At 46.7% G+C, this 13,153-nt stretch carries 4 protein-coding genes and 1 riboswitch; of the genes, 3 read left to right on the top strand and 1 reads right to left on the bottom strand.

The window, feature by feature from the left end; translation table 11 throughout:
- The first annotated feature begins 251 nt into the window (after positions 1-251).
- From NST83_RS13190 to NST83_RS13180, 3 genes are all read left to right on the top strand, one after another.
- Positions 252-1,262, top strand: a complete 1,011-nt coding sequence (locus tag NST83_RS13190; RefSeq protein ID WP_137063861.1) for an aldo/keto reductase — start codon at positions 252-254, stop codon at positions 1,260-1,262.
- A 453-nt stretch (positions 1,263-1,715) separates the two neighbouring features.
- Positions 1,716-1,805, top strand: a riboswitch (cyclic di-GMP riboswitch).
- Between the two features lie 133 nt (positions 1,806-1,938).
- Complete coding sequence (locus tag NST83_RS13185) at positions 1,939-10,866, top strand: amino acid adenylation domain-containing protein (RefSeq protein WP_342414542.1); 8,928 nt, start codon at positions 1,939-1,941, stop codon at positions 10,864-10,866.
- Positions 10,867-10,893: 27 nt separating this feature from the next.
- Positions 10,894-12,168, top strand: a complete 1,275-nt coding sequence (locus NST83_RS13180; RefSeq protein ID WP_137063284.1) for a hypothetical protein — start codon at positions 10,894-10,896, stop codon at positions 12,166-12,168.
- 209 nt (positions 12,169-12,377) lie between these two features.
- Here NST83_RS13180 and NST83_RS13175 read toward each other — a convergent pair whose 3' ends face one another.
- Complete coding sequence (locus NST83_RS13175; protein WP_137063283.1) at positions 12,378-13,142, bottom strand: HAD family hydrolase; 765 nt, start codon at positions 13,140-13,142, stop codon at positions 12,378-12,380.
- Positions 13,143-13,153: the final 11 nt, after the last annotated feature.

Raw genomic sequence — 13,153 nt, 5'->3', positions numbered from 1 at the left:
CCAAAATTCCCCATAAGAGATGCTTGTATAACATTTTATTAAACATTTGTAAGCTTCCAACCGATAAAACAAATAAGGGTTATGCAAAAGTATTTTTTTTAAGTAGTTTATAAAGCAGACTTTATGCATAGCGTTCAAAAAACTTCCCATGGCGGACTGTGCAAACCAGGAAGAAAAGTTATGTTTGTGCTTTAAAACGTGAACGCAATCGTTTCACATGAAAATTTTTTACGGGAGATGATGGAAGGATCGTGGAAGTGAAAACGGCAAATGTGGCAGGCTCACTGCAATTACGTAAGCTGGGCAACTCGGATTTAAAGCTGTCACCGCTGGGGCTTGGGTGTTGGCAATTCAGCAATGGAAAAGGGATAGTCGGGAAATTCTGGCCAGTGCTGCGGCGGGAGGATATACGGCAAATCGTACAGACCAGTTTAGAAGGTGGAATTAATTGGTTTGATACCGCTGAAGCATACGGTGGCGGACAGTCTGAACAGCTACTGGCCGGCACGCTGAATGAGATCGGAGGACCGCTCGCGGAACAGGCGAATATCGCTACGAAGTGGTGGCCGGCCTTTCGGACCGCAGGTAGTATCACTGCAACGATTGATGAACGTATTCGCCATTTGGATCAACGGACGATTCACCTCTATCAGGTGCATTCGCCTTACTCCTTTGCTTCGGTTGGCGCCGTGATGAATGCGATGGCTAAACTGGTTGGGCAGGGAAAGATTAAATATGTGGGCGTAAGCAACTTTTCCGCGCAACAAATACGTGAAGCCGATCGTGTGCTGCGTGAGCACGGCCTTCGCCTAGTTTCGAATCAAGTGAAATACAGCCTGCTCGACCGGAGAATCGAACAGAACGGAATTCTGGACACGGCTAAAGAGCTTGGTGTGGCGATCATCGCATACTCTCCGTTAATGCAGGGGATCTTAAGTGGGAAATTCCATAAAAATCCTTCTCTAGTCAAGTCGATCAAGGGTCCGCGCAAGTGGACGGCGGCATTCCGGGATTCGGGGCTGCGGAGATCGAAGCCGCTGATTGAAACATTGGAACAGCTGGCTCAACAATATAACGTGTCGCCAACGCAGATTGCTCTGAATTGGCTGATTAACGCTCACGGAGAGAACGTATTTGCGATACCTGGGGCTTCAAAAGTACATCATGCTGAGGAAAATGTGAAGGCGATGCAGTTTACCTTGACAGCCGGTGAAATTGAGATGGTCAGCCATGTTTCCAACCAGGTGCTGAGATCGAAGTAATCGTGGCAAAAACACTGGAATATTTCGTTGGAAAATGAACTTCGCCTGTACGCTGTCTAACATTTCTATGACCAGGGCGATATTGCCCATGTACGCTCCTTGACGCTTGGTTGACATTAATGCTTTGTTCACAGGCGCGACATTTCTTGCAAGGACAAGGACATTCTTTTCTTTGGGGTGCTACGCTTTGTGACTAGACCCTGGATATATTCTCCACAGTAAGCTTACTTGTTCTTAATCAGTCCAACTACACTCACTAAGTAAAATGAACTGGAGTTGTCGGATGACAGAAATTTAGTGGCTTGCTGAAGTATTTTAATCGGCAGCTAACAACGTATTGTGAAACTATGTCAAAATAAATGTTTTGAGAACCCAAGGTCAGATCCTACCGAATGTAGGAGGAAGAAGCATAAGAGCATACTCAAAAGATGTAAAAAAATATACGAAAGTAATTCCCGTTAATCGTAAACACCTCGAAAGTGGTGGACACAAAGCCATGGGTCTAAAGCTGGATTAAACAGCCATGATTGCCAGGTTGCCGAAGGAAACCGGGCGAAGTCTGCTGTCTGTTCCTGTGTTTTTTCTATGGGAACAGGCTTCTTTTATTTGTAGTGGAAATGATTTTTTGGAATATGGAGTAGAACGCATGAAATGATTAACAAACGGAGGGGATTTTATGCAAACGAGCGTAGTAAGTTTCAAGGAGTATCCGTTAAGTTCCTATCAGAAAGATATATGGTTCGAACAGTGCATGTACCCTGGAAAGCCTATTTACAATATCGGTGGGTATGTTGAGGTTAAAGGAAACCTGAATACAGCTATCATTAGGCAGTCCATGCAGTTATTAATCACACAGAATGATTCTCTGAGTACCCGTTTTATTGATAAAAAGGGAGAGCCTTATTTAACATTTTTGCCGGAAGCTGACTATGAAGTTGCGTTTCATGATTTTTCAGTAAAGGAAAATCCAAACTCTTTTTGCATTAACTGGATGAAAAATGAGTTTTTAAAACCTTTTCAACCAGAGGACTTCTATTTTCAATTTGTTTTGTTGAAAGGTGCCCCGAACACATACTTCATTTTACTTAAAGTTCATCATTTGGTGATCGACGGATGGGGATTTGCTCTCTTAATCAGTCAAATGTTTGACAATTACAATAAATTGGTGCAAGGAATTGGCGAAATGAACAGAACGGTCTATTCCTATGCTGATTTTATTTCCGATAATCAGAATTATCTGAATTCTCCGGCCTTTTTAAAAGACAGGGCGTTCTGGCAGAACAAATACCTGACCATTCCCGAGCCTCTGTTGAGCAGAGGCATGGATGTCGATGATGGTGACGGCGATTCCGTTTGGAGTGATCGGCGAACCTTAACTATAAACAAGGCGTTATACAATCAAATGATTGAATTTTGCAAAGAGGAAGGATGCTCGTCGTTCCACTATTTTTTAGGCATACTGTTCCTGTATTTCAGCAAGATTTGCAATCGGAACGAAATGGTGATCGGCGTCCCGGTTTTTAATCGGAGCAAAGCGAAATATAAGCAGACGATGGGACATTTCGCCAACGTGCTGCCGCTGCGGATCAGCCCCGAGAAAGATATAAGCTTCAAAGAACTGATTAAGAGCATCAAACGTGAGCTTATGCAATGCTATCGTCATCAGAAAATGTCTTTCGGTGAAATTTACCGGGCGGTTTACGAGAACAGCAATGAGAAAGGAAAACTGTTTGATATATCGCTTTCTTTCGAAGAACAGGAAACGAGAGAAGCATTGATCGGCGCAGCAAGCCGGATTGTAAGTATGCCGCATCATCATGAAAGAAATGCACTCAATCTCCTGATATGGGGACAAGAAGGTGAAGCGGATGTAGCCGTTAATTTTGACTATCAGATACAGGCTTTTGAAAGATTCATCTCCATTGATAACGTTATCTCCCACTTTGAATATTTATTTGCTCAAGTCATGGAGCAAAGTGAAACTCTTATTTCGCAAATCGAAATCGTGCCAGAGGAAGAAAGGGGTACGCTAGTTCGCGGTTTTAACCATACGGAGGCGGAATATCCAAAGGATCACACGATTCAGGGACTGTTTGAGGAACGAGCGGAACAAAGAGCAGATCATCCGGCTTTGGTCTGGGGAGAGCAAACGCTGACCTACCGGGAGCTGAACGAGCAGGCCAATCGGCTGGCTACAATCTTAAGAGAGCATGGAGTGAAGCCGGATGATATCGTCGCCATCATGGCGGAGCGTTCCATGGAAATGGTCATAGGCATCCTGGGAACACTCAAAGCGGGCGGAGCCTACCTGCCGATAGATCCGAATTATCCGGAGGAACGGATTCACTACATGCTGGAGGACAGCAGTGCGTCCATTGTACTGACGCAAAAGCATCTCCGGGACAAGCTCACCTATCACGGGGCAATCATGGACTTGGATGGCGAAAGCCTAAGACATATAGAACCGGACGGCAGTGCCAATCCAGAGCCTGTTAACAAGCCGGAGGATTTGTCTTATATCATCTATACCTCGGGTTCCACGGGGAAACCCAAAGGGGTCATGGTAGAACACCGGGGAATCATTAACCTCCAGCATTTCTTCCAGGAACAATGGGGCGTGGACGGATCGGACCGGATGCTGCAATTTGCCAGCAGCTCGTTTGATGCCTCGGTCTGGGAAATGTTCACGATTTTGCTGGGAGGCGGAACGCTGTATCTGGTTTCGCGGGATATTATTAATAATCTGAATGAATTTGCACGCTTCATGAACGAAAACCAAATTACGATTGCGCTGCTGCCTCCTACTTATCTGGCAGGGATTGAGCCGGACAGGCTGCCGACGCTGAAAAAACTGGTGACGGGTGGATCAGCGATTACCAAAGAGCTGGTGACGCGGTGGAAGGACAGCGTGGAGTATATGAACGCCTATGGTCCGAGCGAATCGAGCGTAATTGCAACCGCGTGGACGTACCGGGAAGAGGATATGGGATATGCCTCGGTGCCAATTGGTAAACCGATTGCCAATACGCGGATTTATATTATGGACAGGAACCAAAAGCTGCTGCCGCTGGGAGCAGCCGGGGAAATGTGCATTGCGGGAGACGGATTGGCCAGGGGGTATCTGCACCGACCGGAGCTGACGGCGGAGAAATTTGTAGCGAATCCTTACGAGGGTGGAGAGAAGCTGTACCGCACAGGCGATCTGGTGCGCTGGCTGCCGGACGGGAATATCGAATTTTTGGGAAGAATCGACGATCAGGTGAAAATTCGGGGCTTCCGCATTGAGCTGGGGGAAATCGAAGCGCAGCTAATGAAGCATCCGCTTGTCCGGGAGGTAGCGGTGATCGCGAGGGAAGACGAGCAAGGGGAGAAGTATCTGGCGGCGTATTTTACAGCAGAGGGCGAGCCGGGAGCAGAGGAGCTGCGGGAACAGCTTATGCAGGAGCTGCCTGATTATATGGTGCCGTCCAGCTTTATGCAGCTGGATGACATGCCGATGACTCCGAGCGGAAAAATGGACAGGAAGGCATTGCCCGAGCCCGATCTGAGCGTGAATGCAACGGAGGAATATGTGGCACCGAGAGACAAAATAGAGGAAATATTGGCTGAAATATGGGGAAAAGTCCTGAAAGTCGAACGGGTAGGCATTAAGGATCACTTTCTGAATCTGGGGGGAGATTCTATTAAAGCCATCCAGATCGTGTCCAAGCTTCACGATTATAAGCTAAAGCTGCAACTGAAGGAACTTTTTGACCATCCTGTGATTGAACAATTGAGTGCCTATGTACAATCTGTCGAACATACTGCTTTTCAAGGAATGGTAACAGGGGAAATCATGCTCACGCCCATCCAAAGCTGGTTTTTTGAGCAGCCTTTTGCAGCAAAACATCACTTCAACCAGTCCGTTCTGTTACATAGGAAACAGGGGTTTGACGAAAGGATGTTAAGAAAAGTGTTCGATCGTTTGGTGGAACACCATGATGCTTTGCGTATTGTAATGCGTGAGAAGGCGGGACAGGTGGTTCTGTTCAACCGAGGCATGGAAGGTGAGCTATACTCGCTGGAGGTAAAGGATCTTACAAATGATGATATATATGATAGCTCCGTAAAGGAAGAAGCCGCCCAGCTTCAGTCCCGCATGGATTTAGAATGTGGACCTCTGATGCAAGCGGGCTTGTTCAAAACGAAAGACGGTGACTATCTGTGCGTAAGTATTCACCACCTGGTGGTTGACGGGATTTCTTGGCGGATTCTTTTTGAGGATATTTCTACAGGATACCGACAGGCGGAGCAGGGGGAAGAAGTCACATTCAGAGGGAAAACGGACTCTTTCCTGGCATGGTCTGAACAACTTTATACGTATGCCAGCAGCGGGGAGCTTCTGCAAGAAATCACGTACTGGTCCGAGCTGGAGCAGAATGAAATCAAGCCAATTCCCAAGGATCATTCCGTTCATGGCAGAACATATATGGATAGCGATCATATCGAAATCGTGCTGGATGAATTCCAAACCGCCAAGCTGCTTAGAGAAGTGAATAAGGCTTACAATACTGAAATCAACGATGTTCTTTTGACGGCATTGGGAGAGGCTATTCGGGAATGGACAGGAGAAGATAAGGTGCTTGTTAACCTGGAAGGACACGGACGCGAAGAAATCATTCAGGATATGGATATCAGCAGAACCGTAGGCTGGTTTACCGCCCAGTACCCTGTGATTTTGGATATGGAAGGCGTCAAGAACGTGTCTTCCCGGCTTAAAGCCGTCAAAGAAAGCCTACGGCGCATTCCGCAAAAAGGCATCGGCTACGGCATTTTAAAATACCAGACGTTCCCTCGGGACGAGGAAATCTTAAGGTTTAATTTGCACCCTGAGATCAGCTTTAACTACCTGGGGCAGTTTGACCAGGATATCGATACCGACATATTTACCATCTCCGATGTTCTTACCGATGAGACGGTTTCACCCGACATGCAAAGACCTTACTGCTTGGACATTAACGGAAGGGTGACTGATGGAAAACTACGGTTGAGTTTCACCTATCACAAGCACGAATATGAAAAGGCCACGCTGATCACAGTGGCGGAAGGCTTTAAGCGAAATCTGGAGCAAATTATCGAGCATTGCGCATCACAGGAATATACGGAACTGACAGCCAGTGATGTAAGTTCCAGCAACATTACGACGGCGGAGGTAGAAGAGGTATACCGCGCGATGGGGGACTCTAAGCCCAATATCACAGACATTTATACATTGACCCCTATGCAGTCGGGAATGCTCTATCACTTCCTCAGGGAGCAAAACTCGCACGCGTATTTTGAACAAGCCGTGATCAGTCTGGAGGGTGATATCGATAGGAGCTTGTTTGAGCGTGCTTTCCAGCAGGTGATTCAAAGACACGATATTTTGCGGACCGCCTTTGTTTATGAAAAGGTGGAAAAACCGGTTCAGGTCGTTTTAAAGGATAGACCGGCTGAAATGTTTTTCGAGTATATTTCCTTCTTAACAGAGGAAGAGAAAGAAAACCATCTCCAAGCCTATTTGGACAAGGATAGAGAAAAGGGCTTTGACCTTACCCGGGAGCCACTGATCAGATTTGCCTTGGTTAGAATGAATGCCCACAGCTATCGTTTCATTTTGAGTTTTCATCATATCATTATGGATGGATGGTGTCTTGGCATTGTATTTAAAGAGCTGCTGGAAATTTACAGTGCGCTTCATAAAGGAAGCATACCGCAATTAGGGACAGTGTATCCTTATCATCAATATATCCAGTGGCTGGAGCAAAGGGATGACCGGGAGACGGGGGCTTACTGGGAGAATTATCTGACAGAGTACGAACAGCCAGCGCTGCTGCCTAAAATCAAAAGTGGTATAGCTAATCCAGGATACATTCAGGAGGAATACGATTTTACGATAAATAAGGAAATGAAGGCGAGTTTGGAGAGGATCGCAAGAGAAAACGGCGCCACGTTAAGTACGGTGATACAGGCCGTATGGGGAATCCTGCTGCAACGGTATAACAATACCCAGGATGTGGTGTTCGGAACGGTTGTCTCGGGAAGACCGGCAGAAATTCAAGGCGTTGAACAGATGGTAGGGCTGTTTATCAATACGATTCCTGTCAGAGTTCGGGCAGAGAAGGAAGAAAGCTTTTCAGACCTGGTTGCCAAACTGCAGCAGGAGGCATGGGCATCGGAGCGGCATCACTATTATCCGCTGGCGGAAATTCAGTCGCGAACTGCCCATGGAGGCGGATTGGTGCAAAACCTGCTAGCCTTTGAAAACTATCCGATAGAGGAAGCTGTCAAAGGACAGGGCGACCACGGAACAGATTTGAGGATTCTGTCCACAAAGGTCTCCGAACAGACAAATTTTGATTTTAATTTCATTGTTGTGCCTGAGAACGATTTGCAGATTAAATTCCGCTACAATAGCTTGGCCTATGACAGAGGCTTTATGGAGCGGGTAGCCGGGCAGATTAAAATGATCATCTGTGAAATCATCCGTTATCCAAAGATGAGGATCGAAGATATCGAAATCGTGCCAGAGGAAGAAAGGGGTACGCTAGTTCGCGGTTTTAACCATACGGAGGCGGAATATCTAAAGGATCACACGATTCAGGGACTGTTTGAGGAACGAGCGGAGCAAAGAGCAGATCATCCGGCTTTGGTCTGGGGAGAGCAAACGCTGACCTACCGGGAGCTGAACGAGCAGGCGAATCGGCTGGCTACAATCTTGAGAGAGCATGGAGTGAAGCCGGATGATATCGTCGCCATCATGGCGGAGCGTTCCATGGAAATGGTCATAGGCATCCTGGGAACACTCAAAGCGGGCGGAGCCTACCTGCCGATAGATCCGAATTATCCGGAGGAACGGATTCACTACATGCTGGAGGACAGCAGTGCGTCCATTGTACTGACGCAAAAGCATCTCCGGGACAAGCTCACCTATCACGGGGTAATCATGGACTTGGATGGCGAAAGCCTAAGACATATAGAACCGGACGGCAGTGCCAATCCAGAGCCTGTTAACAAGCCGGAGGATTTGTCTTATATCATCTATACCTCGGGTTCCACGGGGAAACCCAAAGGGGTCATGGTAGAACACCGGGGAATCATTAACCTCCAGTATTTCTTCCAGGAACAATGGGGCGTGGACGGATCGGACCGGATGCTGCAATTTGCCAGCAGCTCGTTTGATGCCTCGGTCTGGGAAATGTTCACGATTTTGCTGGGAGGCGGAACGCTGTATCTGGTTTCGCGGGATATTATTAATAATCTGAATGAATTTGCACGCTTCATGAACGAAAACCAAATTACGATTGCGCTGCTGCCTCCTACTTATCTGGCAGGGATTGAGCCGGACAGGCTGCCGACGCTGAAAAAACTGGTGACGGGTGGATCAGCGATTACCAAAGAGCTGGTGACGCGGTGGAAGGACAGCGTGGAGTATATGAACGCCTATGGTCCGAGCGAATCGAGCGTAATTGCAACCGCGTGGACGTACCGGGAAGAGGATATGGGATATGCCTCGGTGCCAATTGGTAAACCGATTGCCAATACGCGGATTTATATTATGGACAGAAACCAAAAGCTGTTGCCGCTGGGAGCAGCCGGAGAAATGTGCATTGCGGGAGACGGATTGGCCAGGGGGTATCTGCACCGACCGGAGCTGACGGCGGAGAAATTTGTAGCGAATCCTTACGAGGGTGGAGAGAAGCTGTACCGCACAGGCGATCTGGTGCGCTGGCTGCCGGACGGGAATATCGAATTTTTGGGAAGAATCGACGATCAGGTGAAAATTCGGGGCTTCCGCATTGAGCTGGGGGAAATCGAAGCGCAGCTAATGAAGCATCCGCTTGTCCGGGAGGTAGCGGTGATCGCGAGGGAAGACAAGCAAGGGGAGAAGTATCTGGCGGCGTATTTTACAGCAGAGGGAGAACCGGGAGCAGAGGAGCTGCGGGAACAGCTTATGCAGGAGCTACCTGATTATATGGTGCCGTCCAGCTTTATGCAGCTGGATGACATGCCGATGACTCCGAGCGGAAAAATGGACAGGAAGGCATTACCCGAGCCTGAATGGCAGGGAAGCGACTACACAGTCAGCAGCCCAAGAAATGACGTTGATTTGAAAATCCAGAAGGTATGGCAGGAGATTCTCGGCATAGAATCGATCGGAATTGATGAGCATTTCTTTAGACTGGGCGGCAATTCGATCAAGGCGATTCAGGTGGTTTCGAGGCTGGCGCTGGATTTTGAAGTGGGCATTAACGACATCTTTCAATATCCGACGATTCGGGCCTTGGCGGATAACATTAAGTATTCCAAAGACAGATTAAAACAATTCGTGTACGCCTTACGGGAAGCGGCAGCTTCCGGGGAAAACGGCGTACCTGGTGTTGTCTGGAAAATGCGCGAGAGTCTCAAAGAATACTGGAAGAAAAATCAGGGTTATGAAAATATCGATCTTTCTGAACGGGCTGACTACCGTAATGTTCTGCTGGTAGGAGGAACAGGGTATCTGGGAATCCATATTTTGTTTCAACTGCTGCAAAATACGGAATATAAGGTGTATGTACCTGTTCGGGGAACGAATGACGAAGAGGCGCTGGAAAGACTGTGGGAGAAGCTGAAGTTCCATTTTGGCCTTGAGCTTGATGGACATAATGTCTGGAAAGACAGGGTGTGCGTGTTCTGCGGAGATTTAACCGAGGACTGCTTTGGACTGAGTCGGGAGCGCTATGAGGATTTGGCCGGAAGCATTGATGCGATCATTAACTCGGCGGCAAATGTGAAGCATTTTGGGCATTACTCGGAATTTCAGGCGGTCAATGTGGAAGGGAACGAAAGACTGATCAAATTTGCTGGCACAGGGAAGAAAAAGACCTACAATTTCGTTTCCACCACCAGCGTAGGTAGCGGCTGGATAGAAGACCAGAGCAGCATCATGTTCACTGAATATGACTGCAATGTCGAGCAAAGCTCTGATAACTATTACGTGATGACAAAGCTCGAAGCCGAGAAAGAGATTGTTAAAGCAAGGCAACAAGGGCTTGATTCCAATGTGTTCAGAGTCGGGAATCTCGTGTTTGATTCCAATTCAGGGATCTTCCAAGAAAATATCTCGGATAATGCATTTTATTCATTGGTAAAGTCGATGATCACACTTGGCCGGGTCCCCGCAATTCAAGATAAAACCATGAACTTCTCCTTTGTGGATGAGGTGGCCAAGGCAGTTGTACTTCTGTTCGACCGGAAAAATTTAATCAACGAAACCTATCATCTGTTTAACAGCCATCAGGTTAGCATGATAGCTTTTGCCAAGCTTTTGAAGCAGGCCGATATAAATGTAAAGCCAATGCCAGTGGAGGATTTTACCGAATACATGTTTGAAAAATACGATGAACCAGAGACAGAGCAGGAGGTTGCCCGGATTCTTGTTCATTCCAATGTCTTCTTTGAGGGAGCAAGCAAAACGTTGTTCATGACGATGAACAAGAAGACTGACGGTATTTTGCAGGCGCTGGGGTTTGAGTGGTCCAGGCTGGACGGTCAAAAAGTGAAACTGATGATGGATCATGTCAAAAAAGTAGGGTTTATGTAAAAGAATAGAAGGAAAGGAGAGAGAAAAATGGATGCGATTAAACTGGCGAGCACCTATTTTTTCGGAACTGAAGATTATATTTTGTCCAATAGCATGATCGCAACGGTTACTTTTAAAAGAAGAATCGACGCTGAAAAATTGTTTGTCAGCTACCGCTCGCTCATCATGGACAATCCTTTGCTGCAAGCCAAAAGGGTGGAACAATTCGAAAAAGATACGTTTGTATGGGGGCGATTTTCTCAGGAAGAGCTGGAACAATTTCTGGAGGCTGAAAAGATGAAGCTTTCCCAATATTTTACGGAGGAGGAGGTATTGGCTCAGTACAGACCGACCAATGCCAGACTTCCGTTTCGTATCTACCCTATAAATGAATATACAATGATATTTGCGATGAACCATGCGGTGGCTAATGGGCTGAGCTTGGTTTTCTGGATCAAGAGATGGCTGGAATATTACTCAGGCGAACCAGATTCCGATCCGAAAAATAAGGCGGCAAAGGGCGACATCTCCAAAGATAGGTTGTTGCGTATGAAAAGAAGATTTTCCGCTTTTATGTGGATGCCGGTTTTTGTTGCAGGTTTTATGTCCAGGGTTAGGGGAAAAGGGACAGGCGCTGGCGAAACCGTTGATTTGAGTTACGGCAGAAGGCCGGAGCAAGGCGGCGGTTATGTCAAAAAATCGTATAGATTCAGCAAAGAGGAGACTGGTGAGATTTTACGGCGATGCCGGAGCCTAAAAATGACATTAACCGAATACATCTGTTATCGAATGACTGATGGACTACTTCAGCATGCTCCCGACAAGCAACGCGTGTTTGTCTCCATGCCTATGGATTTGAAGTTTCTGCATAACTACTCGCCAGAAACTATGCACGGAAATTACGTCGCAAGCCTTCCAATGCAATTTTTCCGGGATGGAAATTTGGAAAAACAGGTGAAATCCGCGTTCAAATGGTTCAAAAGGGGGGTTCCCTATGCGTTGTCGCTCTTTTTTGCTTCATTTTCCAATTCATATCGGAAATATAAACAACAGTGTCTTGAATTGGTTATGAAAACAATGCCTGAAAGATTCCCCCTGTGGAATTTTACCATCACCTTGTCCAATCTGGGAGTCATATCGTATCCGATTATGGAGGAATGGGTAGATAGCATCTATTTTTCCATTAAAAACCAGTCGTTATTGCTCACAACGGCTACGCTTTCGGGACGTTTAATGATGGAGGTCAGCCTATTGGAGAATCTTTACGATTCGGAAGAAGTTTTTGGTCTTTTTGACCGGATTTTATCCGTGGAACATTTATAGAATGGTTATCCCTCTGTTAAGTAGAAAAATAAAAAAAGACTAAGCAGTGAGCGCGTGCCAATACTTAACCGGCGCGCGCTGTTTGAATTTGGCTAAAATCGTTGGCAAGTTTTAAAATTAAAAAATATCCCCTCCAAGTTCTCTCTATCCTCATGATACCATGTGGACTTTTTTGAGTGTCTACTTGAAGGGGATATTAGAGGTGCTCTCTAGCCGAGGGTCCTTTTTTGTTGATGCAATTGAATGCTTTCGTGTATCACTCGGGGTACTTCTGTCAGCTTCTGTATCGTATACATCACGGAGTTAACGTTTTTTTGCAGTTCAACCATATTGTAAACCCATTCCTTGGGCTGCTTGAGATACACGGCATGAATGCCTGCTGCAAGGGCAGGAGATACATCGGTGCGCAGGGAGTTTCCAATCATCCAGGTGATGCTTCGGTCAAAGCGGTTCATCTGAATAATTTCCTCCAGTGCCTCGACATTTTTATGCTGGCGAATGTAGATGCGATCATCAAAATAGTTAGCCAGCTTCATCTGTTCAATCTTCTTTTCCTGAATGACCTGCTCACCGCCGGTGTAGAGATGCAGGGAATGTCCGGCTTTTTGGAGCGAGTTTAACGTTTCGACCATCCCGGGATACGGTTCAATTTCCTGCTCGTACACACTTCGGCCAAGCGAGCGAAGCTCCTGCTCTTCCCGAGGATCTGTACGGCGTCCGAATTGTTCCGAGAAAAAGTGGTACGTATCAATCAAGGATTGTGGAAAATGCTCGCTGGCAAAGCCCACCTGATGAACACCAGCCACATCAATTTCGATTTGTTTTTCACGAATTGTATTTTTCGTCAGGTTATGGGCTGCAAACCATTCCTGGAGCAAATCGAAAAAGTGGTTGAGAATAAGATCGAAATACTTGTTGCAGTGGACCAAGGTGTCATCAAGATCGAATAATATGTGCTGCTTCGGATACGACATGTTGATACTCC

It is taken from the genome of Paenibacillus sp. FSL R10-2782 (genome assembly GCF_038592985.1).
Taxonomy (GTDB): domain Bacteria; phylum Bacillota; class Bacilli; order Paenibacillales; family Paenibacillaceae; genus Paenibacillus; species Paenibacillus terrae_C.
This window is presented reverse-complemented; position numbering and strand designations above follow the sequence as displayed.